The following is a 24,827-nucleotide window of genomic DNA, read 5'->3' as shown; positions in this document are numbered from 1 at the left end:
TTTGTTCGTATATATTATACTCTATCATTCTTTCTTCTTTTTTTCCACCAAAATATGACAGCATATGCCAAAATCAGACCGATCAGTCCGCCAAGGCTGTCAATGCAGACATCTTTAAACTCACCGGAACGCCCTTCGATGAACAACTGATGAAATTCATCTGTCGCAGCATAGCCTGCCGTCCCTAAAAATGCCCACAAAAAACATTTTCGTTTCAGTGCTTCATACTGCATAAAATTTCCTGACAGCAGTACCGCTAAAATGGCATACTCCGTCATATGTGCCGCTTTACGGATCGGATGTTCTATCCATTGTGCATAAGTTTTTATCTCTGATTCCTGCCAGTGTAAGTGAAATACCTGATCAACTTCCCCAATCACGCGGCTGCTTAAAGAGCCGCTGATCTCGCTTGATGCGGCTGCTTTCTGGTTTGAAAAGGAAAATATGACTGCCATCCACAAAACTGCCGCTGCAAGCCATAGGATTCTTTTGAAATTCATAATTTACTCTGTGATCTCCTTGTTCAATACTTCGATTGCTTTCTCTATCTGATTGTCATGCATCTCATCATAGGTTTCATCTGCATCGCCTGTATATTCATATTCTAATTCAATATCAGGATCGATACCTGTTCCATGAATATTTTCCCCATTTGGCGTAAAATATTTCGCTGTGGTCAGTTTGATCGCATCTCCATCTTCTAAGGTGATGATCGTCTGTACGACACCTTTTCCGTAAGTCGTGGTACCGATCAGTGTTCCGTACTCAAAATCCCGGATCGCACCTGCTAAAATCTCAGAAGCACTTGCGCTGTTTCCATTGACTAAGACTGCAATCGGCAGATCCATCTGCTTTTCATCATCGGATGTATAATCCTGACGTTTTCCATATTTATCCTGTGTATATACGACCGTTCCTTCCGGAAGGATATCGTCTAGGATTCCGGTAACTGCTGTGATCATTCCACCCGGATTGTCGCGGACATCTAAGATCATCGCTTTCATGCCCTGTGCATTTAAGTCATCTACTGCCGCTTCAAACTGTTCTACTGTCGGTGCACCAAAATCTACGATATGGATATAGCCGATATTTCCTTCTAACATTTTATGTTCAATGGTCGGCAGATCGATATTTTCCCGTTTGACGTCCATTTCTACATAATCGCTTTCGCCTTCTCTGTATACTTTTAAATGTACGGTCGTTCCTTCTTCCCCGCGGATATGTGTGACTAATTCTGTCAGTTCTATACTAGATGCCTCAATCTCATCTACATAGGCAATCACATCACCGTCTTTTAAGCCTGCATCTTCTGCCGGAGAACCCTCATAGATATGTGTAGCTGTGACCTGCATGGAGTCTTTATCCTGTGAAAGCACTGCACCGATCCCGCAATAATTCTGTGTTGCAGAAATCTGTAAATTTTCAAATTCTTCCGGTGTATAATACTCTGTATATTTATCATCTAATCCTTCTAAGAGTCCTGCATACATTCCCTGCGCAAGTTTATCTTTATCGATATCATCATAAAAATACAGATTGATATAACCCATCAGCTCATTGAGTTTTTTCTGTACGTCTGCAGTTAAGATACTGCCGTTATCTTTGCTGTCAGCCTTTGTGCCTATCTGCAGTGTATTCCCGCCTACACTTACGATGATCACAAGTGCCACCATTCCTACTGCAGCTGTCGCAAGAATCCCGGTGAGCAGTCCTTTTACAAATCCGCTCCTTTTTTGTGGTTCTAAAGTTACTTTCTCTTCACTGTTCATTTCCTGATTTTCCATTTCTGTCTGATCCTTTCTGATTGCCATACTGTGCAGATCTCTTTTTCTATCTATGCAGAAATTCCCTGTCATTTTCTGACAGGGAGTTTTCTATGATACATTTATTTGGGTTACTATTCAGAACCCCACTCATATATTCGCAAAACCGCACGATAAATCGTGCTTTACCGCTGCGTTGCAGCTATTTTGCTCATATATGGGTGGTGGCTCTATTCGAGCCACCTTGCGAAGCATAAAAACTGCTACTTACATGCAAGCATGACGTATCCGTTTTTATGCTTCGCAAGGGTTCTGAATAGCTGCTTATTTACTTAAATAATTCCATGGGCTTACATAACTGCCATTTAAGGACACGCCAAAATGCAGGTGGTTTCCTGTAGAGATACCGGTACTTCCTACTTTTGCGATCACCTGGCCTCTTGTTACAGTGGCACCTTTCTCCACGCAAAGGGAAGATGCGTGCATATATACTGTATAAAGGCTGCCGCCATGATCGATCATCACATAATTGCCGCCGGTATTACTGTAACCGGAAAAAACGACTGTTCCATCTGCTGCTGCCACAATATCTGCTCCATAAGAAGCCCCGATATCAATGCCCTTATGGTTCGATGAAGCACCTGCTGTCGGAGAGATCCTCTGTCCATATTCACTCGTCACACGGGTACTTGACGGACACGGCCAGCTAAATGCACCTCCATTGTAAGTATCTTCCGGGAGTGGTTCTTCTGATGTACTCTCCGTTTCTTCTTCGCCTGGCATTTCTGTAGTATTTTCCTGCTCCGCTTTAGCTTTTGCCTCTGCCTCGGCTTTTGCCTTCGCTTCTGCTTCTGCTTTGGCTTTTTCCCTGGCAGCCTTTTTAGCCGCTTCTGCCTGCTGTATCTGTGCTATGATATCATTCTGTGCTTCGATCTCTGCTGCATAGGCATCTGCCTGACTGCTTGCTTCTTTTAAATCCTGATTGACCGATACGAGTTCTGATTCTTTTGCGCTAAGAAGTGTCTGGACTGCCTGTTTTTCTTCTTCTACCTGCTTTTGCATCTCCTCTAACTCGCTTTTTTCTTTTTCGAGTTCTTCTTTTGCAACAGTAACAGACTCCTGTGCCTTCTGGTATTTTTCTAACATTGCCCTGTCATAAGCTGACATTTCACGTATGTATTCTACAATACTGATAAACTCTGAAAAACTTCCTGCCGAGATCAGCTGTTCCACATACGAAGTCCTGCTGTTCTCATACATATACTGTATGCGGACTTTCATGTTCTTATACTGTGTACGTTCGTCTTCTTTTGCCTGTGCCAAAACTTCTTTTGTGTCGGAGATCTCTGTATTTTTTGTTTCTAACTGTGCTTCCAAATTCGTGATATCTGTCGATATCTTTGTCAGTTTCGCATCTAACTGTGTTACTTTTGACTTGATATCCGACTTTGAATCTTTAAGATCACTCACTAATTCTTTTGCTTCATTCAAAGCATTCTCTAAGTTTTCTTTTTCCTGCTTTGCATCCTTTAAGGAATCTGCCGACACCATAGCCGGAGAACTTATGAGCATACATGCGGTAAGAAAAAAAATCCCTGCTTTTTTTAAAAAATTTTCTCTGTGCATACAATTCTCCACGAAAGGTAACTATGCGTTACTGCTATACTTTTAAATGCTTACGGATCGTAATACGGCTGCCTAAGAATCCAATTCCCACACCAAGGATGAGCGCTGCCGGAATCAATGTATGGAATACCTCTTTCACCGGAACAAACGTGATCAATTTACTTAAGAAACTGAATTTTTCCCCGATATAAATAATGATTTTGCTATATAAGACATATAATAATGAAAGTGGAAGGATTGCACCGATCAGACCGATCATCACACCTTCTACAATAAATGGCGCCCTTACAAAATAGTCCGTTGCACCGATCAGTTTCATGATTGCAATCTCATCTTTACGGACTGCGATTCCTGTTGTAACGGTATTACTGATCAAAAAGATCGCAACTAAAAACAGGATCAGGATAATGCCAACGGAAATATATCCGATCAGGCTGTTAAAATCGGAAAGTGTATTTGCCACGGCTTCTGACTGCCGTACTTCACGCACACCGTCTAAGCCTTTTAAATAATCAACTAAGACCGGCTGCATGGAAATGTCATTCATATAGATCTCATAACTTGCAGAGTTTGCAAGCGGATTATCATCTGCAAATCCAGCGGCTGCTTCTTCACTTCCTTTTAAATATTCCTTTTTAAATTCTGCCCATGCTTCATCGGCTGATACAAACTTATAATCTGAAACTTCTGCTCTTGCATGGATCTCCTCTCCGATCTTATCGATCTGATCCTGTGAGATTCCTTCATTAAAGAATACAGTGATCGCCACACCGGATTCGGCTTCTTTTACCATTGCCTGAAAGTTCGTCACGATAGAAAAGAATAAGCCGAACAAAAAGATACAGGCTGACATTGTCGCAATAGATGCTAAGGAAAACATCTTATTTCTCCAGATATTCCGAAAGCCCTGCTTAACCGTATACCCAATCGAACTAATCCTCATCGTAATCTCCCTCCACATCTGAAACAACGACACCCTTTTTGATCGTGATCACACGTTTTTTCATCACTTTGACGATTTCCATGTTATGTGTAACAACTACTACAGTTGTGCCCCGTTCGTTAATTTCTTCTAATAGTTTCATAATCTCCCATGCATTGTTTGCATCGAGGTTTCCGGTCGGTTCGTCTGCAAGCAGTATCTTCGGACGGTTGACTAATGCCCTTGCGATCGCAACACGCTGCTGCTCCCCTCCCGATAACTGTTTCGGGAAAGATTTATATTTTGCAGCCAGTCCGACCATGGATAACATCTGTGGGACTTTCTTTCTCGATTCCCTGACAGATGCACCGATGACTCTCTGTGCAAATGCAACATTGTCATAGACATTTCTGTCTTTTAGCAATCTGAAATCCTGAAAGACCACGCCTATATTCCTGCGGAACTTCGGTATCTGTCTGTGCCGGATATTCGAAAGTTTCCTGCCATCGATCGTAATGGCACCTTCTGTCGGCTCTAATTCTTTTAATAATAATTTGATCAGCGTAGATTTACCGGAACCGCTGTCCCCAACGACAAATACAAATTCCCCTTCGTCAATCTCTAAATTTACATCGTTTAGTGCCGGAATACCGGCAGAATAAGATTTACTGACATGTTCTATCTTAATCATGTTTCCTCCTAAACCATAACTATCACTATAAATCTACAGTTATAATACCAGGTCAATAGTCTAAAGACTCCATATATTTCATGTATTTTACAACCATCAGTGCGATCTTAAATGTGATCGCATCTTCAAACACACGCAGATCTAAGCCTGTACTCTTTTGCAGCTTATCGAGGCGGTAGACTAACGTATTTCTGTGGATATAAAGCTGTCTGGATGTTTCTGACACATTCAGGTTATTTTCAAAGAATTTGTTGATCGTTGTCAATGTTTCTTCATCAAAATCATCCGGTGACTTACCATCGAAGATCTCTTTGATGAACATTTTACAAAGTGGGATCGGAAGCTGGTAGATCAGACGTCCGATGCCTAATGTCGAATATGCCACGATCTTTTTCTCCTCAAAGAAGATCTTGCCAACGTCAAGTGCCATTCTTGCTTCTTTGTAAGAACGTGATACTTCCTTGATCTCTCCAACGATCGTACCATAGGCAATATGCACTTCACGCCCGGAACCTCGGAACAGATCTAAGATCACTTCTGCAGTCTTATTCAGATCTGTATAGCTCTCATTTTCTGTCAGTTCCTTCACGACAATGATATTTTTTTCATCAACGGCTGTTACAAAATCCTTTGACTTGCCGCCATAGATGCTTCTGACTTTTTCAAGGTCATTGCCTTCTTTATCCCTGTTTGTTTCTATGATATATACCACTCTGCGGACTTCTGTATCAATATGCAGTTTTTTGGCACGATTGTAAATATCTACTAAAAGCAGATTATCAAGCAATAGATTCTTAATGAAATTATCTTTATCAAAACGTTCTTTATAGGCAACTAACAGATTCTGTATCTGGAAGCTTGCAATCTTGCCGACCATATAAACATCGTCACTGTCACCGTTTGCCAGCAGAATATATTCTAACTGGTGCTCATCAAATACTTTAAAAAACTGACATCCCTGTACTACCTGTGAATCTGCCGGAGAATCGACAAAATCTTCTGCTGCCTGCACATATCGCTCGGAATCCGGAAAGGTGGCAGCTAATACCTTGCCTTCTGTATCAATGATGCACAGATCGATTCGTGTAATCCCCTTTAGCCCATCTATTGTATTTTGCAGTATCTGGTTTGAAATCATATCCATTTCTCCTTCTCATTGCCCTGACCACAGTCAAATTTCTAATTCTTTTCTGCTTCCCCCGAAACATATACAATTTTCACAATAAAAAAATTGTCTTTTCTTTTACATGAAAATTCCTATTTGCTATTTTAAGCCAAAATCACAAAAAAAGAAAGAGGAAATGCAATACTTTTTATGCATTTCCTCAACTTTTTTGAAAATCCTTCGTTTTTTGTCCTAGACAAAGTATACAAAATATTCTGATTTCTAATGATTCTCTACAAATCCCTCTCCAAGTACTTCTCTTGCATCTGATACGATTACAAATGCATTCTTATCAATCGAAACGACAATCTCTTTTAAATCCACGATCTCTTTTTTAGAAACAACACAGTAGAGTACACATTTTTCATCACCGGAATACATACCGACTGCCCGCAGTCCGGTCACTCCACGGTCTAACTTCTCTAAGAGGGCATCTGCCACTTCTTTGTAGTGATCTGTCACGATGAATGCAGCCTTTGAAAATTTTAAACCTTCCATCAGTGCATCAGAAACTTTTGTCGCAATGTAAATAGAAATGATTGCATACAGTCCGATCTTTAACCCGAATGCATACAATCCGGCAATTACGATTGTGCCGTCTAACACCTGCATGATCTGCACAACCGAATAATGTCTTAACTTCCGCCGGATCAGTACGGCAACCATATCCGTACCACCAGTCGTTGCATGTGCTAAAAGTACAAGGCCCATGCCGACACCAAATAATACGCCACCGAAAACTGCGGCTAAGAGTGGATCGCCCTGTGCCATATCGATTGTCGGGATGACATACAGCCATGCGGAAAGCAATGCCGTTGCAGCTGCTGTCCGCGCAATAAAACGCCTGCCTTTTAATTTCAAGGCAAGCAGAAATACCGGAATATTTAATGCAAGGTTTGTAAGCCAGATTGGAATACCGCCCTCTGTCAATCCTATTGTTACCTGTTTTACGATAATACCGATACCGGTAAATCCTCCGGTAACAAATCCACTCGGATCATACATCCACTGAATGCCAAGTGCGATCAGTCCGGTTCCGGCTATGATCAACAGATAATCTAAATATATCGGCTTTTTATTGAACAAATTCATGTCTATTTCCTGTCCTTGTTTTCATTTTCATATTTTGAAACAGAATGACGCAGTTTCCCGCGGAAAGCAAGTTTTTGCAACAATTCCCCTACACCTCTGTGACCATGTACTGTTTTATAAGATGATCCGATCCCATACCAGACACCTGTCCCGATCTTATCTTTGTATTCTAAGATAAATTCTTCTTCCATAGGGGAATTTAACGCAGATATCACAATATCCGGTGTCGTTCCGTTTAATTCATTCACGACCGAATCCATATCGCCGACACAGTCTGTAACTGCATAGCTGCCTACGATAGAAAACTTCGGATTGACCTCTGTAAATACAGTCTGCATTTCTTCTAATTCCCCGCTTGTCATAGCGATTAAAAATACACGTTTCTGATTCCGTACGACACGCTTTAGCAGTTCTAACATAAAATCCTGATCCCTGACTTCACGCATACGCTGCACGGTTGCATTTCCGGTTTCCGCTAAAATCTCACGTTCACCGATGATACAAAGGTCTGCCTGCATCAGACACTCTTTGATCGCCGGATTCTCTGCTGCCTTGACTAACTGCTTCATCGTGACGGTTTCAATGATATTTAAAACGGTATTGCTCATATAGGTATCTAAACGCAGTATCGATTCCCTGACGGTATAATTATCGACCTGCATACCCAATATATCTATCTTCTTAATCATAGTGCCCCTAACCTATCATATTTATACTATACAAGTTTATCTAGTATATCAAAAAAAACAGGTTTTTTCAATCTTTCTCTACACCAAATGGGAAAAATTCTTCTACTAAATCCTGCGGTGAGATCATGACGATCACATAATCATAGTCATTTCCCATGACTGCATCGACATAATCACCCTCATAATATCTAGGATCGATCATGTCTATCGTATGGCAGCGTAGTGATGTAAATGCGGCAAATGGTACGGCAAATGAATCCTTGATCAGACAGATATTAAGACCATCTTCGTTATCTAAATTTTCAATGTGTGTAAATGCCGGATTTCCATACAGATAAGCCATATAGATATCGGTATCAAACGGTTTGTCACTGCTCCTTAAAACAGGAGTTGCAACTAAAGCTTCTTCAAATCTTCCGCCATATTCAAGGCTATCATCGATCGTATTCGTCATTTTATAATTTGTCGGGAATGCCGGATAGATCAACGTAAAATCATCTGCGCCGGCATAATAACGTCCGGTCTTTCTACCCATGGAACCAAGGAAGATGTTCTTATATGTGATCTGGTTATAATTGCTAAGGTCACTGTAATATCCGTCCTCATCGATATGTTCTCCATAGGTGTCATTCATCCAGCTGCAGAATTCAGACGCTGCCCAGAAAGCAGTTTCGATCTTCCAGTGATGGTCGGTCGTAAAAAATGCATTTGACAGATCGATACCGCTGTTTAAAAGTCCTTCCCGAAGATCTAAACATGGAATATCATACGCTTTTAACTGACTGACATAATTATCTGCCGTTTCATTTGTCATCGCATATGGGATTCCTGTCGGAAACTGCGTATGTCCCTTGATATATTTTTCCGGCGGCAGAACGACTAACAGTTTCGACTTGCCCTCGATCTGTTTTGCATAATTATGTACCCTGCCTGTCACTTCGGAAGTATCATCGGCTTTATCGGTAAAATAAGTATAATGCAGTTTTCCCTCTGTATCCTTTACAACTTCAAAGTTAGATTCCTCATGCTTGTCTAATACCTTCTGCATATATCCATACGCATCGATAAATCCGTATCTGCCTGCCACATTTTCATTGATCGTCGTATTGATCTGGCTGATCAGATCATTGATCCCAAACTCTTTAAAATCAAAAGTCTGTATTTTTTCCACTAGGATCGGCAGTTCTTTTCTTGCATTGATGATACTGAATATGAAAATAAATACTAAAAACAAAACTGTTGTGATTCTTTTTTTCCATAAAAGTTTTTTCATAGTCTTTCCTTTATACTTTGCAATTAAAAATTAAAGTAAATGAACGGGTTATAACTTCCTTTGACTAAATAGGTGATGCAGATGAGAAATACCCCCATCATCAACACCGGATAAAGGACATCCATCAGGCGGTGGGATACTTTATCTTTTACGATCAGATAATTCATCCGCCGTCCGATCGGCAGACAGAAGATCGCTCCTGCCAAAAAGAAAATGCCATATTCTTTCAGATACATCCATGTGTAATCACTCCAGATGCCTGCTCCGCCAAAACCAAACATACACTTGATAAAATTACCGGCATAAACTAAATTCTCTGCCCGAAAGATTACCCAGCCCAGGTTTACAAGAAACATCGTATATACCCATTTTAAAACGTTGTGTCCCTGCCGCTTTTCAAAATCGGTAAACCGTTCAAATACCAGTGCCGCATAGTTGAGCAGTCCCCATACAAGGAATGTCCATTCTGCACCATGCCAGATTCCGGTAAACAGCCATACAACTAACATATTGCGGAGTGTCTTATCCATGTTCCCACTTCTTGAACCTCCCAGCGGAAAATAGATATATTCTTTAAACCATGTACCTAGGGAGATATGCCATCTTCTCCAGAACTCTCCGATAGAACGGGAAATATATGGGTAGTTGAAGTTCTCTTCAAACTTAAAGCCAAACATCAGTCCAAGTCCGATCGCCATATCGGAATATCCTGAAAAATCATATAAGATCTGTAATGTGTATGCCACTGAACCTAACCACGCTAATGACAATGGACAGCTGCCTCCCTGATAAGAATCAAAGATATGGTCGGCAACGATCGCAAAGTTATTTGATAACAGCACTTTTTTGCCAAGTCCTGCTAAGAAACGGCAGGTTCCCACACAGAACATATCCCATGTTTCTTTCCGGTTACGGATCTGTTCATCAATTGTTTCATAACGGACAATCGGACCGGCAATGAGCTGTGGAAAAAATGCAATGTAAAGTGCAACATAAAATGGATTTTTCTGTACTTCTCCATCCCCGCGGTATACATCAATGACATATGATAATGCCTGAAAGGTAAAAAAAGAAATACCGATCGGCAATGCAAGATTCGTAAGCGGAAGATTCTTTCCTGTCACTTCATTGATATTGCGGAGCATAAAATCAAGATACTTAAATATAAATAAAAGACCGATATTCAAAATGACTGCAATGGTGATCACAAGCTTTCCGGATTTTCCCGTCTTTCTGCTGCGGTCTGCAAATAATGCAAGCACATAATTGATAAAGATAGAAAAGAGCATCACAAGTACGAATTTCGGTTCTCCCCACGCATAGAAGAAAAGGCTTGCTATCAGAAGCAGTCCATTTTTTGCCGGTGTGTTAAAACGCAGTAAATAATATAATATCAATACGACCGGAAGAAAATAAAACAAAAATATATTACTGGAAAATAACATCTACAGATTCCTCCTGTTTTTCTTTCGCGCATGCACATAATAGATAAAGAAGATCACAGTTCCTAAAAGAAGCAGTCCTCTGATGATCCATACTCCCTGCTCTTCTAAGTTCCATATATCTGTATCGATCACCGGTGCCACATCTTCCGGTTTTGCGACCGATGCATCATATCCGTTATCTGTCAGCACAAGCGTTGTCCATGAACGTTCTAATGTCAGCGGCATTTCTGCCCACAAATCCTGCTTTTTATCCTTTGCACAAAGCGTTACTGTTTCGCCTGCCTCCGGTAATACCTTCAGCAGTCCATCCTTTGTTACGGTAACACCGGCATCGGATTTTCCGCTCAAAGAAAACTCTGCATCTGTCTTTTGTTCTTCTCCTAACATGTTATAAGCGGATGCACTAAAAGATGCCTCACTGAAACCGGTTTCCGGTTTCCGCACCGTTGCATCTCCATTGATCTGTAAGATTGCTGCTTCATGTGCATTGACCGCCTCACTGCTGTCTAAGAAATTCATATCGTAGAATTTCAGATGATATCTGCTCTGCCCTGCCACTACACAGACAAAACCATATCCTGTGATCTTTTGGGATAATGCTTCTTTGGCTGCATCATTACTTAAAACCGGAAATGGGATCTCAAGTTCCCCGCTGAAACCTGCCGGAATCTCAAAACATCCTTTTTCTACCGGAACATACGTCGTCTGGTCATCCCGGAGTGCCACATAACAGCCTTCTTTTACCTGAAACGCACTTCCACTCTGATCGATGATGGAAAAATTCATACGTGCTGTCTGATTCTGCATATTCGCAATGCCAACCATAACACTTCCTTCTAGATCCATACTCCTGCTCTCACTCCGGTAAGCAGTCACTGTACTGTATGTATCTTCGGACAGTTCCATTGTCTGAAATGAGATATCCATGCTCCTTCCGGTTGTTGCACACTCTACAGAAGCCCCTAACTGTGCATTGTCTGCATCTGCTCCTGCAACAAAATCCTTAAATGTGGCTCTTTCATACGCATTTGCTGTTGCTGCACCAGAAAACAGCAGCAAAAAGAAAAAACACACACCTAACCATTTTCTTTTCTTCATTTTCTATCCCTCTTATTGATTCATAGCTGTCAATCACTCACTGTAACTATTCCATACTTCATAGTTATCACTTCTCTAATTATCTGACACCGTTTTCTACAGATAATCCATCTCGTAAAATTCATCCTCGCCGATCATACTCTTTTTCTTGCGGATGATGGTCTGTGTCTTTACCTGCCGCTCTGTTTCTTTATCAAACTCTGCTGCCATTTTATTTGTCCAGTTTTCCATCTTCTTATAGAGTTCTTCACTAAAATAGATATCCATATAATTTTCTACCCTGCATAAAATCTCACTTTCACTGATGATCCGTTTTTTCTTTAACTCGATCGTCAGTCCTTCTTCTAATTCAATCGAAAATTCTTCCGGCATAAACGGATTCAGTTCAAATAAAGCATACTGGTAATTAAAGTTGATCATCTTTACTTTATTCCATGAATCGGTATCAAATTCCTGCATAACCGGAATCCTTGCTTTCTTCCTGTTCTGGAAATCCGATCTTGCCACACGTTTTGTGATATTTAAACGTAAGTCATCAAAACTGCTTAAGGATTCATCTAAGTTTGTCGGAAGTGAAGGATCTCTGTCATAGATCAACTGCATAAAATCCTGTCTGCTCTCTTTTAAACTGGTGATCGCAAAGACATAACACCAGCCTTCCTTAGCCTTTGTGACGGATACGATCTTTCCTTCAACCTTTGCATGATAGCGGTCAGAATCTAACCGGATCTCACAGCACTCCTCCTCATCAATATCAAACGCATGAGGGATCACAACCGCTACACCGCCCTCGGAAATATCTCTTGTCATGCCTTTATAACTTCCATAACGTGTCGTAACTCCACATGGGATCTCTGCTTTCTGTCTTTCATTTTTACGCACAACATCACGTCCCATAACAAAGAATAAGGACATGACTAAGTTAAACAGATTTAAAAATAACCAGAAAAGGATCACAAAATAATCGATCCTTCCGGTTGTAAAAGTCCAACGGATGCAGTTTACAATACCGATCACCGATAAGATGATCAGCACCGTATGCGGGATCGCATATTTTATGTTCTGATTCTTATTCTGCTTTGCATCTTTTTTCGTAACCTTGAACTTCTTCATGCTTATACCGAATGTTTCTAACAATACCGGTATTAACATAAATGGGAAGATCGTTGTTTCATAGAGGTTTGTCCATTTCGTTGTACGGATATTCCGGCTCATCATCTTCAGTGAGATATTACTGCTGATATACATCGGCAGCCAGAAGATCAGCACCTCTATCAGGGAACAACGGACGACGATCACGCCAAATGTTGCAAATAAGATCGGTGACATAACATAGATCAGCCGTTTCCATGATGCATACCAATACCAGACGGACGCTAAATAATTGACTTTCTGTGCCAGGCTTAAATGTCTTGACAGACAGATATGTACTCTCCTTCCGGTCTGGATACAGCCCCTGCCCCAGCGGATTCTCTGTGTGATCAGACTCTTTAAGTCTGTCGGTGATAAACCGGATGCTAAAATCTTATTCACAGCATAACAGATATATCCCTTCTGCTGTATTTTGATACCGGTCGCAAAATCTTCCGTGATACTTTTTGTAAAAAATCCACCGACATCTTCTAATGCTTCTCTTGAAATGACGGTATTCGATCCACCATAGATCACACAGTTGCTCTTATTTCTTGCAACTTGTACGTCCTTGTAGAAATAATCCTGTTCGTTTGGAATACGGCTCTCAGAAAAGAGATTAAACTGAAACAGATCTGGATTATAAAAACTCTGCGGTGTCTGGATAAATCCTAGTTTTACCCGGTCTTTTTCATCTAAATCCCTGTTTTTGATCTCCTGATCGACAAAATATGCCACCGTATCTAATAAAAACTCATGCTGTGGGATCATATCAGCATCAAATGTAGCGATCAGTGGAGAACTTGTCATTGAAAGTGCATGGTTTAAGTTTCCTGCTTTTGCGCCTTCATTATCCTCCCTGTCGAGATAGTTCACATGAAGCTCTTCTGCAAGTTTTCTTACTTCTTCCCGCCTTCCATCATCACAGATGTAGATATGGACTTTTGATTTGTCCGGATAGTCCATATGTACACAGCCGTTGACAGTCTTATATAAAAGATCTGTCGGTTCGTTATAGGTTGCGATAAATACATCCACATCCGGATATTCTTCTAATGGCACTTGCGGGATCGGATGATTTTCGATCTTATGCATATTAAAGTAATGCACAAATGCTTCGAACATTCCGATGATCTCTACCACTAAAAGTGAGATACCTGCAACTGCGGAAATAATCCCATCATGTAACGGCACCGTACGAAATGTCCGCCAGAGCAGATACACGATCGTCCAGCCGATATTAAAGATCAGCCATGCGCGGTTTTTGAGTCCTTCAAATTTTTTCATGCTTTTCCCCCTGTATGATTTTTCGTTACTAAAATATCCTTTAAACTTTCAAACAGCCATACACCTGTTTCTCTGTCAAAAATGCGGTAACGTCCATATGTTTCCTGCGACGGTCCGCCTTCATCCCACCAGATATACATAACATCTGCCTCACCGGCAAGTGTGATATAATCTGTTAACCACTGTTCTCTGTCATTTAGATTGTTCTTATCGATCGATCCAAACTCTCCAATGATCACCGGTATGCCTTTACTGGTAAAACGTCTCTGCAGGTTATCCATAAACCCTTTGATCTCCTGTGTAAGACCTGGCTCCCATACAGCCGTTCCTGTTTCATCCATTGCAAACGTATACGGTTTATAAGCATGTACCGTAACGATCAGATGTGTTCCTTTTGGCATGGTAAATCTGTCTATGGATTCTATGGCATCTGCATACGATGTTACTAACAGATAACGCGCCCTGTTATTCCCACCGCTGTTTCTTACGGTATCTACAAACAGCTGGTTTAGCTCATCTACGATCTGGTCGTTTTCTTTGCTTTCGCCTGCCCATTCCACGTCCGTACCTATAAGCCTTGGTTCATTCATTCCTTCAAATAAAAGCTTTTCATCATACTCTGCAAACTGTTCTGCGATCTGTGACCAGACTTTTTCCATCATCTCTTTTGCATATGCTTCATTCTCTTTTGAAGGAATATACCATGTGTCATGGTGTGCATTGAGGATTACATACATCCCTGTATCTAAAGCTTCATCTACAACTTCCTGTACCCTGTCCATCCACGCTGCATCGATCTGACCGTTTTCATCCATATGCACATCCCATGTAACCGGAATCCGTATGGTCTGAAACCCTGCCTTTGCAATTTCTTCGATCATTGCTTTTGATATCTTCGGGTTCTGCCAGTAGGTTTCAAGATCAAGCCCACTCACAGAACCATCTGGACAGGTTGATTCTAAGGAATTTCCCAGATTAAACCCGCTTCCCATATCTGCAACAAAATCCATATCCCCATGCTGTGTACCGCAGCCCATCAGACAGCCTCCTATCATCAATACTGCACTGATCAGCAGTCCTTTTATATTCATATTGTATCTCCACACTGTAATGTATTATCCTTCTTGTCTGACCTATACTATTTTATTGTAATTTTTTTAGGTAACAATGTCAACTAAGCCTTAAGTCATAAAACCGGATTCCTATTGATTGCAGTTACTGTCTACACCTGCCTGATTTCAAAGAGTGGTTCTCCTGCCTTAATCTCACCTTCTTTTAAAAGATTTATCTTCTGGTTTTCTTCTAACCCACTGCATACGACAGGTGAAACGAGAGATTTTGCATGTTCCTTAAGGTATGCAAGATCAAGACGCATCAGAAGATCTTTACATTTGACTACTGCTCCTTCTTCTGTCAGTATCTCAAATCCTTTTCCTTCTAATGCAACTGTATCGATGCCTACATGAATAAGCAGTTCTATCCCATCTGCCGTCCGAAAACCGATCGCATGTTTCGTCGGGAAAACAAAGGTCACTTCCCCGTCTGCCGGTGCCGTCACATAACTGCCCTGCACCAAAACAGCTGCTCCATCTCCCATCATTTTTCCTGCAAAACCTTCATCCGGTGCGGTTGTGATATCATCCGCAATACCATCAAACGGACTGTAAATGATAACCGGATGATCTAAGAAATCCTCTAAATCCGACTTGATCACAGTCACTTTCGGTCCGTAGATGATCTGTACCCCAAGTCCCTTGCGGATGACTCCCGATGCTCCGGTTGCCCGCAGACGTGCATCATCTACAAGTGCAGCATCATAGACCGTACAGCGGAGCCTTGTTGCACAGCAGTCAATATCCGAAATATTTGCTTTTCCACCTAAACCGATACAGATCTCTTTTGAAAGCGAATCTTCTTTTTTCGCATCTACATCTTTTCTGGTATATAGTTTTACTTCTCCGTTTCCTTCTTCCCGTCCCGGTGTCTTATAATCATTTTTTCGTATCAGAAATGAAAACAGGAAATAATAGATGACAAAATAGACTAGTCCGACAACAACGATCCATAACCAGCCTGTCTTTTTATTTCCCTGTAAAATACCAAATAAGAACAGGTCAATGAGCCCGCCTGAAAATGTCATGCCCACACCGACATTACAGATATGCATAAACATATAGGCAAGACCTGCAAAAATACAATGGATCACATATAAAACAGGTGCCACAAATAAAAAGGTAAACTCTAACGGTTCTGTGATCCCTGTCAGCATGGAAGTAAGTGCCGCTGAGAGCAAAAGTCCCGCTGCCGCTTTTTGTTTTTCCGGTCTTGCTGTTTTATACATGGCAAGTGCGGCTCCCGGAAGTCCAAATATCATAAGTGGAAATTTACCGGACATAAATCTGGTTGCTGATACTGCAAAATGCCCAACCGACGGATCGGCAAGCTGTGCAAAAAAGATATTCTGTGCCCCTTCGATCAACTGACCGGACACTTCTAACGTTCCACCAACTCCGGTCTGCCAGAAAGGCAGATAAAATACATGGTGCAGACCAAATGGGATCAGTGCCCGTTCCATCAGACCATACAGAAATGTTCCTGCATATCCCGACTGTAATACGAGATTTCCGATTCCATAAATCCCTCTCTGGATCGGTGGCCAGATAAAGAACATAAGAATCCCGACAGCCGTATATACTAATGCAGAAATGATCGGTACAAAACGTGTACCGCCAAAAAATGACAAAACCTGTGGCAGTTCTATTTTATAAAAACGGTTATGCAGTGCTGCCACACCTAATCCTACGATGATTCCTCCAAATACACCCATCTGTAAGGATGTAATTCCCATCACAGACGCTGCTGCTCCGCTTAAGAGCATGTCTGCCCCGCCATTTATCGTGATCATTGCACTGATCGAAGCATGCATGATAAAAAATGCGATCACAGCAGATAAAGCCGCAACGTCTTTTTCTTTTTTTGCCATTCCGATCGCAACACCCATCGCAAATAATACCGGAAGGTTTGCAAATACCACATTTCCGGCTTCGCCCATCACTGTAAATATGATATAAAATACCGTACCGGGACCAAATATCCCCATCAGATGATAGGTATTTAACATAGTTTCATTTGTCAGGGAGCCACCGATCCCAAGTAACAATCCTGCTACCGGAAGAATGGCGATCGGAAGCATAAAGGATCTTCCTATCCGCTGTAAAATTCCGAAAATTTTGTCTTTCATGTTCTACACACTCCTTTTGCAATATCCTGCTTACAGTAGTATGTGTCGTATGAAAAGATTTTATGTATTTCCTTTTACAAAAACTGTGCAAACAGTATTGATAAGATCACGGTCAGCACACCGGAAACAGCGATCGACAGACCGCTCATTGCACCTTCTACTTCTCCTAGTTCAAGTGCTTTTGCTGTTCCGATCGCATGTGCAGCAGAACCTAATGCGATCCCTTTTGCAACAGAATCTGTAATATGGAAGATCTTACAGACAAATTCCCCGATGATATTGCCAAACACTCCGGTAATGATGATGACGGCTACTGTGATTGTCACAATCCCGCCTAATTCTTCGGATACACCCATGCCGATCGCTGTTGTGATCGATTTTGGCAGTAATGTCACATATTCTTCATGGCTTAAGTGGAATACCAAAGACATCACTAGCACACATCCCATACTCGTAATGGCTCCTGCTAAGATCCCTGCTAAAATGGCACTGACATTTTTCTTTAACAATTCTACCTGCTCATAGAGTGGTGCCGCCAAACAGACGGTTGCCGGTGTCAGAAGATAACTTAAATATTTCGCACCTTCTTCATAGATCTCATAATCAATATCAAATACCAAAAGAACGACCACAACGGCTGCGATTGCAACCAATAATGGGTTAAATAGTGCCATATGAAATTTTTTCTTTAAAAATACACCTGTTTCATATGCACCGACACTTAACAGTACACCTACAAAAACGGACTCTATAAATAAATCTTTCATGCTTCTTTTTCCCTCTTTTTCTTCATCATAAACTGTGTGACTGTACCGGAAACACCCATGACCGCAATTGTCGATACAACAGTGATCACTGCAATCGGTACAAATACCGGCTGTAAGATACCCCATGATTCTAAGATACCTACACCTGCCGGAATAAACATTAACGGCATGATCTCTATTAAAAATCCTGCTGTTTCTTTGATGGATGATAATTTTAATATTCCTGTCATCAATGCCGTAAATAAAAGCAGCAGTCCGTAAATACTTGCCGGTATCGGAAATGGCAACAGATATTTACATACTTCACCTAAAAATGAAATAAAAAGAATAATAAGTAATTGTCTGACATATTTCATATTTTTTCTCCTCGTCTTTCCTTTAAACTTCGGTTTCTTAGTCTAGTACCATTTTTATCAGTTTTCAATACATTTTAATATTTTTGTTGTTTTTTTCACTTTCATTGCGTTCTTTTCGTAAATTTCTTGCAGGCTGTTTTTCCACTTGTTATGATACAGATATAGGAAATTAATGTTTGATAAGTAAGGGGGCATTTCCATGAATGTTATTTGTGCAAAAAATTATGAAGATATGAGCCGGAAAGCAGCTAATATCATTTCCGCACAGATCATTATGAAACCAGACTGTGTGCTGGGACTTGCAACAGGTTCTTCACCACTGTCAGCTTATGCCACACTGATCGATTGGTATCAGAAAGGTGATCTTGATTTTTCAAAGGTATCTTCTGTTAATTTAGATGAATATCGGGGACTTTCTCCTGAAAATGAGCAGAGTTACCACTATTTTATGCAGAAACATCTATTCGACCATATCAATATCAGACCGGATCATACCTATATTCCAGATGGTATGGAACCCGATGCAAAAAAAGCCTGCAAAAAGCACAATGATATCATCAAAAAGCTAGGCGGTATCGACCTGCAGTTATTAGGGCTTGGGTTAAACGGACATATCGGATTTAATGAACCGGGTATTGCTTTTGAAAAAGAAACGCATTGTGTGGATCTGACCGAAAGCACAATCGCAGCAAACTCCCGCTTTTTTTCTTCGATGGAAGAAGTTCCGACGCAGGCATACACCATGGGGATCAAATCCATTATGATGGCTAAAAAGATCTTAATGATCGTCAGCGGGGAAAAGAAAGCAGATATTGTTGCAAAAGCATTTTTAGGGCCTGTAACACCTGCCGTTCCTGCTTCTATCCTCCAGATGCACCCGGATGTCACACTTGTTGCTGATGAAGCTGCTTTATCGGCCTATCTAAAGCAGGCTGCTAACATGGAGGATAACTTATGATCATAAAAAATGCTTCTGTTTTCACAAATGACTGTTGTTTTTTAGACAAGGATATTTTTATTGAAGGGCAAAAATTGTCAGATGCAACAACAGATCCTTCTGTTTTAGACGGAAGTGGCTGTTATCTGATCCCCGGACTTATGGATATCCATTTTCATGGCTGTGTAGGATATGATTTTTGTGATGCATCTATAGAATCTCTCTTACAAATGGCAGAGTATGAATTAAAAAACGGTATTACCTCGATCTGCCCTGCGTCCATGACATTAGATAAAGACACTCTTCTCTCAATCTGTGAAAATGCAGTAAACTATGCAGATGCTGCCTCTGTCACACAAGGAGCAAGGCTCTGTGGATTCAATTTAGAAGGTCCTTTTATCTCTCCTAATAAAAGAGGTGCACAAAATCCGGCATACATCACCACACCGGATATCGGCATGATGAACGAACTTTTATCTGCTTCTAAGGGACTTGCAAAACTGATCACGATCGCACCGGAAATGGAAGGGGCACTTCCCTTTATCAAAGAATTTGCAGATGTTATCCGTATCTCGATCGGTCATACAAGCTGTGACTATGAAACGGCAAAAGCTGCTTTTCTTGCCGGGGCAAAACATATGACACACCTTTACAATGCCATGCCGCCTCTCCACCACAGACATCCCGGTCCGATCGCAGCGGGTATGGAAAACACTTCTGTCACCGCAGAGATCATCTGTGACGGCATCCATGTCGCACCGGCAGCCGTACGTGCTGCATTTGCACTCTTTGGTAAAGATCGTATGATCTTTATCAGTGACAGCATGATGGCAGCCGGTATGCCCGACGGAGAATATACACTCGGTGGACTTCGTGTCCATGTCACAGGAAAACTTGCAACGCTAGACGACGGTACGATCGCAGGCTCTGCCACGAATCTGATGGACTGCATGAGAACTGCCATAAATACCATGCAGATCCCACTTGAAACTGCCGTCCGCTGCTGTACGATCAATCCTGCAAAAGCCATTGGCGAAGATAAAGAGTATGGCAGTATCAAAACAGGAAAATTTGCCGATCTTGTCTTATTAGAAAAAGATACGCTTGCGATCCGCCATGTGATCCTGCACGGAAAAGTGATATCTTAATTACGATTTTCTCTGTATTCTTTCGGAGAAACACCCACCTGCCTTGTAAAATCCCTGGAGAAATGCTGGGGATTTTCTTTATATCCGACTTTTGATGCCACCTGCTTGATCTTGATCGAAGAATCGCTTAAATATTCTTTTGCTAACTCCATGCGGTAATGCAGGACATAGTTTGAAAATGACATCTGTGTATGATCTTTAAATAATTTTCCAAAACTGTTATAACTGACTGCCATTTTCTTTGCGAGATCTGCGGCACTTAATTTTTCATCTGCATGTTGCCTGATATATTCCGTTACTTCTTCCATGCCAAACACCGCTGTTTTCTCTTTTTCCTCTGCCTGCCCATCCGTTATGCTATGCTCTGCTTCTGTGCTTTTTAATTTTGCAGCAATCTTTTCGACATGGCTTTTTAATTCCAAAAAGGCGATCGGTTTTAAGATATAATCATCAGCACCTAATGTAAATGCATTCCGTACATAGTTAAAATCATCATATGCACTGATGACAAGTATTCCACAGGACGGGTTCTTTTTGCGGACTTTTTCCACAAGCAGCAGTCCTGAACCGCCCGGCATGTTGATATCCGTCACTAACAGATCAATCTTTTCATTTTCTAAAATGATTTCTGCTTCTGCCACAGAAACAGCGGTCATGACATCGAATGTGATCCCACAGTCCATTCTGTTAAAATCTGCCTTGATACTTTCACAGATGATCTCCTCGTCATCTACTACCAATACATTCATATATGCTGCCTCTCTTTCCTTTTGTTTATGACCATACTATGATACAATGGAATATATAGCAACCGAACAATTCATATATCATAAAATCCACCTGATTTCACTCCATGGAGGTCATAATGAAACAGAAGTTAAAAACACTCTCCCTGTTTGATTCTATTTATACAAAATTTTTAGTCCAGCTTGTATTGCTGACATTTATCCCGATTGCCTTGATCAGTATTCTTTTTTCTTTCAATATGTACCAGGGTGAAAAAGACCGCCGGTACGAACTGAATAATCAGGTAAATACTTCCGTTGTCAATAATATCAATGTGAATTTAGAGTTTACCTCCCGCATCACACAGTCATTGCTTTCCTCTAATGAACTGAATACTTTTTTAAAAAATCCTTATTCAGTAGAAGCCGATTATGATAATTACATTGCATCGATCCAAAGTTATGTAAAAGCGGCGATACAGTCCGACTCCCGTTCCGATATCTTTATCTATATGGAAAATTCTTCGATCCCGATGAGCATGGATGTCTTTTATCATCTTGACGATATCAGACATGTTGCTGCTATTTCGGACTTTTTAGACTCGGATGCGATCGATCTCTGGCTCTGTGGTGATGATTTTTCTGACACCTCTGATCCATATTTATTCCCTGTCAGTGACCGTTTCATCTATCTTCGGAAAGCCTATGACTATAAGAAAAGTTTTCTTGGTATTCTTGTCTTTTCAATACCGGAAAAATATTTTCTATCCTTTGATGCACAGGAAGAAGGAACCCTGATCTCAAAAGGTCATTCCCGCATCATCAATCTATCCGGTGATACTTTAGATGGTGCTTTTCTTTCTGATATGCTTGCTAAAAATGAATCCTGTTTTCAGCTTGAATCTTATTTGGCTGCAAAGGAAACTCTGCCAAACTTTCCATTTACGATCATTACGGTCACAAAACGTACAAACTATGGTCAGCTTTTACTACTGTTCGTCTTTATCCTTGTCAGTTTCGCCTGCTTTTCACTGATCTTATGCCTGCGTAACTTAAAAAAATTAGTATCACAGATGGATGACTGTTTAACTGCGATGGATATTTCTATACATAATAATTATACCACACGTATTCCGGTCAAAGGCAATAATGAGATTTCACATATCTGTGAAAGGATCAATCTGTTATTAAATCAGGCTGCCTTGCTTTCTGAACAGAATATCCGCAAGGAAACTTCCAATAAGGAAACCCGCCTGATCGCATTGCAGCATCAGATCAATCCGCATTTTATCTATAATACCATGGAAGTATTTTCCTCAAAGATGAAGCTGTATGGTCATTATGAAGAATCCGATGCGATGGTCGCATTTGCCAATATCTTCCGGTACAATATCTCGACTAACGATGCTTTAGTCACCGTAGCCGAAGAACTCCGTCAGATGCATAATTATCTGAATATCCAGAAGCTGCGGTATACAAATATCTCGCTGATCGAAGATATCAATCCCGCCCTGCTGTTTGCACTGATCCCGAAATTTACATTCCAGCCGATCATTGAAAATGCTATTTCCCATGGACTGACCAGTAAGGAACAGCCTTTGACACTGACTGTTTCTGCATCGGTAACCGATGATTTTCTGTCAGTTTCCATTCTCGATAATGGTATCGGTATGCTCCCAAGGCAGTTAGCAAACCTGAAAAAAACACTTGCATCTACAGAAGAAATTTCTACAGATGGTCATTCTGTCGGACTTAAAAATATCAATACGAGGCTGATCCTATATTTTGGTGAATCCTCACATCTTACGATTGAAAGCCGCCATGAAAAATATACCAAAGTATCTTTCCGTATTCCATATACCCAAAAAGTGCTGTCCTCTTAGGGCAGTTTCTTTTTTGCCTGCTGATACTGTTCTTTCTCAAATCTTTCTAACTTCTCTAATCCAAGTTCGTCCATCTGACGGATCGTATCTTCATACTTCTTATCACATTCTTCTTTACTTTTCGCTGTCAGTATCTCCACTTCGGCTCTTGCATAATATTCATCGATCTGCTGTTTCATTGTAGACATTGCCCGGTTGCCATCAATGACGATTGCTGCATCAACTGCTTTGCTGTCATAGACCTGACAATCCTGATACTGTTCTAAAAATGTCTGCCGATCCTCTTTGGGCTGATATTTCTGCACGATCGTCCAGTCCACAAAAAATTCAAGATTCGGATAATACTTTGCTGCCGCTTTTGCATAATCTTCTTCAAATTCCTTTGCTACAGACTCTTTGGTAATGCGGATACCATCTACGATATCATAAGTATCTGCCCCGACTCCCGGTGCTGCAAGAAGTGTCCCTTCTTCTGAGGTCATATAATCAATAAAACCTATGATCTTATCCATATGCTTTGCACCTTTGCGGATCATCGTAGCTGTCCATCCACCGGAAGATACTGATTTTAAATTTGGCGGATTTCCTGCATCTCCACGGATATGTCCTGCAAATTCCATATACGCATTATGATCCCTGCTGTAAAGATAGTTACTTGCATCTTTGACATTAGAATATCCTGTACAGAAAAAAATCTTCCCTGTCTGCACCTGTTTTAACCGCTGGTTCATGCTCTCCGTAAATTCTTCTGCCGGCATCAGACCATTTTGGTATAATTCATTTCCAAATTCCAGTGCTTCTAACCACTCCGGCTGCCGGTACATCGACAAAAAATTGCCTTCTTTATCTTCTACCTTCATTCCAAACTGCTCTGCCATATTCAGTGTATTCCAGCCTGCATATGGAATGACTTTGACACCCTGATAGGTAAGTCCTTTTGCTTTTTTCAAGACTTCTAATAATGTATCTTTGTGTAAAAGTTCCTCATAAGATGCCCCTAACTCTTTCATCAGATCTGCTCTCACGTAATTGTTATTATGTACCCCGCCTAAATAACCACCGAACTTATTATTGACACGCTCCGGTCCATAGTAATAACTTGCGATCGAATACCAGTTTCCATCTTCATTCCGATACCACTCCTTCATGGAATCTGGTATGTTGACATCTTTTGCATACTGTGCAAATAAAGGTTCTAACGGCTCTACCATTCCTGTATTTTCAAGTACTGTCCGCTCCGGTGCATCCACTTCCACTGTGATCAGATCCGGCAGGGAATCTGTCGCCATCAGGGCATCTAACTGTGTCAGATCTCCTGAAGTGATCTCTAAATTTATGCCTGTATTCTTTAATATCTTAGCATCTGCTAAATTATCCTTCGGATCCCATTCTTTACTGTAGCCTTCCTTTGCCACATACCACGTAATCGTAACTGCTTCTTCCTTTTGTTCTGTCTGTTTACGCCTGCTGCATTGTACAGATAACAGGAGCAGAAGCAACATAACTGCCAGTACAGAACATCGTTTTTTTCTTCCCGTCATAGAGTTCCTCCTGCTTCTTACTATACACTTTTTTAGGCAAAGAAAAA

21 protein-coding genes are annotated in these 24,827 nt (G+C 41.0%); 3 read left to right on the top strand and 18 right to left on the bottom strand.

Features of this window, described 5'->3' with window-relative positions:
- Positions 1 to 14: 14 nt before the first annotated feature.
- The 16 genes from H8S17_RS02010 to H8S17_RS01935 form a co-directional block, all read right to left on the bottom strand.
- A complete protein-coding gene (locus H8S17_RS02010) occupies positions 15 to 500 on the bottom strand; it encodes a VanZ family protein (protein ID WP_186866007.1) in 486 nt (161 codons plus the stop codon).
- 3 nt (positions 501 to 503) lie between these two features.
- Positions 504 to 1,811, bottom strand: coding sequence for a S41 family peptidase (locus tag H8S17_RS02005; RefSeq protein WP_243237933.1), 1,308 nt, complete (start codon positions 1,809 to 1,811; stop codon positions 504 to 506).
- A 276-nt stretch (positions 1,812 to 2,087) separates the two neighbouring features.
- Entirely contained in the window at positions 2,088 to 3,389 is a 1,302-nt protein-coding gene (locus H8S17_RS02000; protein WP_186866006.1) for a murein hydrolase activator EnvC family protein, read from the bottom strand.
- Between the two features lie 34 nt (positions 3,390 to 3,423).
- Complete coding sequence (gene ftsX, locus H8S17_RS01995; RefSeq protein ID WP_178050657.1) at positions 3,424 to 4,332, bottom strand: permease-like cell division protein FtsX; 909 nt, start codon at positions 4,330 to 4,332, stop codon at positions 3,424 to 3,426.
- Positions 4,322 to 5,002, bottom strand: a complete 681-nt coding sequence (gene ftsE, locus H8S17_RS01990; RefSeq protein ID WP_178050658.1) for a cell division ATP-binding protein FtsE — start codon at positions 5,000 to 5,002, stop codon at positions 4,322 to 4,324. The genes ftsX and ftsE overlap by 11 nt, the downstream gene beginning before the upstream one ends.
- 52 nt (positions 5,003 to 5,054) lie before the next feature.
- Positions 5,055 to 6,140, bottom strand: a complete 1,086-nt coding sequence (locus H8S17_RS01985; protein ID WP_186866005.1) for a PucR family transcriptional regulator — start codon at positions 6,138 to 6,140, stop codon at positions 5,055 to 5,057.
- 249 nt (positions 6,141 to 6,389) lie between these two features.
- Entirely contained in the window at positions 6,390 to 7,259 is an 870-nt protein-coding gene (locus H8S17_RS01980) for a YitT family protein (protein ID WP_186866004.1), read from the bottom strand.
- 2 nt (positions 7,260 to 7,261) lie between these two features.
- A complete protein-coding gene (locus H8S17_RS01975; RefSeq protein ID WP_186866003.1) occupies positions 7,262 to 7,948 on the bottom strand; it encodes a WecB/TagA/CpsF family glycosyltransferase in 687 nt (228 codons plus the stop codon).
- Positions 7,949 to 8,015: 67 nt separating this feature from the next.
- The gene (locus H8S17_RS01970) at positions 8,016 to 9,221 is read right to left on the bottom strand and encodes an alginate O-acetyltransferase AlgX-related protein (RefSeq protein ID WP_186866002.1); all 1,206 of its coding nucleotides are present in this window, start codon (positions 9,219 to 9,221) and stop codon (positions 8,016 to 8,018) included.
- Positions 9,222 to 9,244: 23 nt separating this feature from the next.
- Complete coding sequence (locus tag H8S17_RS01965) at positions 9,245 to 10,666, bottom strand: MBOAT family O-acyltransferase (protein ID WP_186866001.1); 1,422 nt, start codon at positions 10,664 to 10,666, stop codon at positions 9,245 to 9,247.
- A complete protein-coding gene (locus tag H8S17_RS01960) occupies positions 10,667 to 11,764 on the bottom strand; it encodes a hypothetical protein (protein ID WP_186866000.1) in 1,098 nt (365 codons plus the stop codon).
- Between the two features lie 96 nt (positions 11,765 to 11,860).
- Positions 11,861 to 14,182: a glycosyltransferase gene (locus H8S17_RS01955; RefSeq protein ID WP_186865999.1), complete on the bottom strand. Its 2,322-nt coding sequence runs from the start codon at positions 14,180 to 14,182 to the stop codon at positions 11,861 to 11,863.
- Positions 14,179 to 15,273: a glycoside hydrolase family 5 protein gene (locus H8S17_RS01950; protein ID WP_186865998.1), complete on the bottom strand. Its 1,095-nt coding sequence runs from the start codon at positions 15,271 to 15,273 to the stop codon at positions 14,179 to 14,181. The genes H8S17_RS01955 and H8S17_RS01950 overlap by 4 nt, the downstream gene beginning before the upstream one ends.
- 131 nt (positions 15,274 to 15,404) lie before the next feature.
- Positions 15,405 to 17,423 carry a PTS transporter subunit IIABC gene (locus H8S17_RS01945; protein ID WP_186865997.1) on the bottom strand — a complete coding sequence of 673 codons (2,019 nt, stop codon included), beginning with the start codon at positions 17,421 to 17,423 and terminating at the stop codon, positions 15,405 to 15,407.
- 74 nt (positions 17,424 to 17,497) lie between these two features.
- Entirely contained in the window at positions 17,498 to 18,190 is a 693-nt protein-coding gene (locus tag H8S17_RS01940; protein WP_186865996.1) for an LrgB family protein, read from the bottom strand.
- Positions 18,187 to 18,546, bottom strand: coding sequence for a CidA/LrgA family protein (locus H8S17_RS01935; protein ID WP_178051883.1), 360 nt, complete (start codon positions 18,544 to 18,546; stop codon positions 18,187 to 18,189). Before H8S17_RS01935 ends, H8S17_RS01940 begins: the two co-directional genes overlap by 4 nt.
- 199 nt (positions 18,547 to 18,745) lie before the next feature.
- Between H8S17_RS01935 and nagB the strand changes: the two genes are divergently transcribed.
- On the top strand, positions 18,746 to 19,504 hold the full coding sequence (gene nagB / locus H8S17_RS01930; protein ID WP_186865995.1) for a glucosamine-6-phosphate deaminase: 759 nt from the start codon (positions 18,746 to 18,748) through the stop codon (positions 19,502 to 19,504).
- Positions 19,501 to 20,631 carry an N-acetylglucosamine-6-phosphate deacetylase gene (gene nagA / locus H8S17_RS01925; protein WP_186865994.1) on the top strand — a complete coding sequence of 377 codons (1,131 nt, stop codon included), beginning with the start codon at positions 19,501 to 19,503 and terminating at the stop codon, positions 20,629 to 20,631. The genes nagB and nagA overlap by 4 nt, the downstream gene beginning before the upstream one ends.
- Here the strand turns inward: nagA and H8S17_RS01920 are convergent.
- Positions 20,628 to 21,380, bottom strand: a complete 753-nt coding sequence (locus tag H8S17_RS01920; RefSeq protein ID WP_186865993.1) for a response regulator transcription factor — start codon at positions 21,378 to 21,380, stop codon at positions 20,628 to 20,630. The genes nagA and H8S17_RS01920 overlap by 4 nt on opposite strands.
- Positions 21,381 to 21,496: 116 nt before the next feature.
- Here H8S17_RS01920 and H8S17_RS01915 point away from each other — a divergent pair, with 116 nt between their 5' ends.
- Entirely contained in the window at positions 21,497 to 23,239 is a 1,743-nt protein-coding gene (locus tag H8S17_RS01915) for a sensor histidine kinase (RefSeq protein ID WP_186865992.1), read from the top strand.
- Here H8S17_RS01915 and H8S17_RS01910 read toward each other — a convergent pair.
- The gene (locus H8S17_RS01910; RefSeq protein ID WP_186865991.1) at positions 23,236 to 24,780 is read right to left on the bottom strand and encodes an extracellular solute-binding protein; all 1,545 of its coding nucleotides are present in this window, start codon (positions 24,778 to 24,780) and stop codon (positions 23,236 to 23,238) included. The two genes, H8S17_RS01915 and H8S17_RS01910, sit on opposite strands and share 4 nt — an antisense overlap.
- Between the last annotated feature and the right edge of the window lie 47 nt (positions 24,781 to 24,827).

The sequence above is a fragment of the Roseburia zhanii genome (genome assembly GCF_014287635.1).
Taxonomy (GTDB): Bacteria; Bacillota; Clostridia; order Lachnospirales; family Lachnospiraceae; genus Roseburia_B; species Roseburia_B zhanii.
Note: the sequence above shows the minus strand (reverse complement) of the source record. Positions and strands in the feature narration are given on the sequence as shown.

Coding starts and splice junctions, on each gene's coding strand:
- H8S17_RS02010 (WP_186866007.1), bottom strand. CDS start 500: ATGAATTTCAAAAGAATCCTATGGCTTGCAGCGGCAGTTTTGTGGATG.
- H8S17_RS02005 (WP_243237933.1), bottom strand. CDS start 1,811: ATGGCAATCAGAAAGGATCAGACAGAAATGGAAAATCAGGAAATGAAC.
- H8S17_RS02000 (WP_186866006.1), bottom strand. CDS start 3,389: ATGCACAGAGAAAATTTTTTAAAAAAAGCAGGGATTTTTTTTCTTACC.
- ftsX (WP_178050657.1), bottom strand. CDS start 4,332: ATGAGGATTAGTTCGATTGGGTATACGGTTAAGCAGGGCTTTCGGAAT.
- ftsE (WP_178050658.1), bottom strand. CDS start 5,002: ATGATTAAGATAGAACATGTCAGTAAATCTTATTCTGCCGGTATTCCG.
- H8S17_RS01985 (WP_186866005.1), bottom strand. CDS start 6,140: ATGATTTCAAACCAGATACTGCAAAATACAATAGATGGGCTAAAGGGG.
- H8S17_RS01980 (WP_186866004.1), bottom strand. CDS start 7,259: ATGAATTTGTTCAATAAAAAGCCGATATATTTAGATTATCTGTTGATC.
- H8S17_RS01975 (WP_186866003.1), bottom strand. CDS start 7,948: ATGATTAAGAAGATAGATATATTGGGTATGCAGGTCGATAATTATACC.
- H8S17_RS01970 (WP_186866002.1), bottom strand. CDS start 9,221: ATGAAAAAACTTTTATGGAAAAAAAGAATCACAACAGTTTTGTTTTTA.
- H8S17_RS01965 (WP_186866001.1), bottom strand. CDS start 10,666: ATGTTATTTTCCAGTAATATATTTTTGTTTTATTTTCTTCCGGTCGTA.
- H8S17_RS01960 (WP_186866000.1), bottom strand. CDS start 11,764: ATGAAGAAAAGAAAATGGTTAGGTGTGTGTTTTTTCTTTTTGCTGCTG.
- H8S17_RS01955 (WP_186865999.1), bottom strand. CDS start 14,182: ATGAAAAAATTTGAAGGACTCAAAAACCGCGCATGGCTGATCTTTAAT.
- H8S17_RS01950 (WP_186865998.1), bottom strand. CDS start 15,273: ATGAATATAAAAGGACTGCTGATCAGTGCAGTATTGATGATAGGAGGC.
- H8S17_RS01945 (WP_186865997.1), bottom strand. CDS start 17,423: ATGAAAGACAAAATTTTCGGAATTTTACAGCGGATAGGAAGATCCTTT.
- H8S17_RS01940 (WP_186865996.1), bottom strand. CDS start 18,190: ATGAAAGATTTATTTATAGAGTCCGTTTTTGTAGGTGTACTGTTAAGT.
- H8S17_RS01935 (WP_178051883.1), bottom strand. CDS start 18,546: ATGAAATATGTCAGACAATTACTTATTATTCTTTTTATTTCATTTTTA.
- nagB (WP_186865995.1), top strand. CDS start 18,746: ATGAATGTTATTTGTGCAAAAAATTATGAAGATATGAGCCGGAAAGCA.
- nagA (WP_186865994.1), top strand. CDS start 19,501: ATGATCATAAAAAATGCTTCTGTTTTCACAAATGACTGTTGTTTTTTA.
- H8S17_RS01920 (WP_186865993.1), bottom strand. CDS start 21,380: ATGAATGTATTGGTAGTAGATGACGAGGAGATCATCTGTGAAAGTATC.
- H8S17_RS01915 (WP_186865992.1), top strand. CDS start 21,497: ATGAAACAGAAGTTAAAAACACTCTCCCTGTTTGATTCTATTTATACA.
- H8S17_RS01910 (WP_186865991.1), bottom strand. CDS start 24,780: ATGACGGGAAGAAAAAAACGATGTTCTGTACTGGCAGTTATGTTGCTT.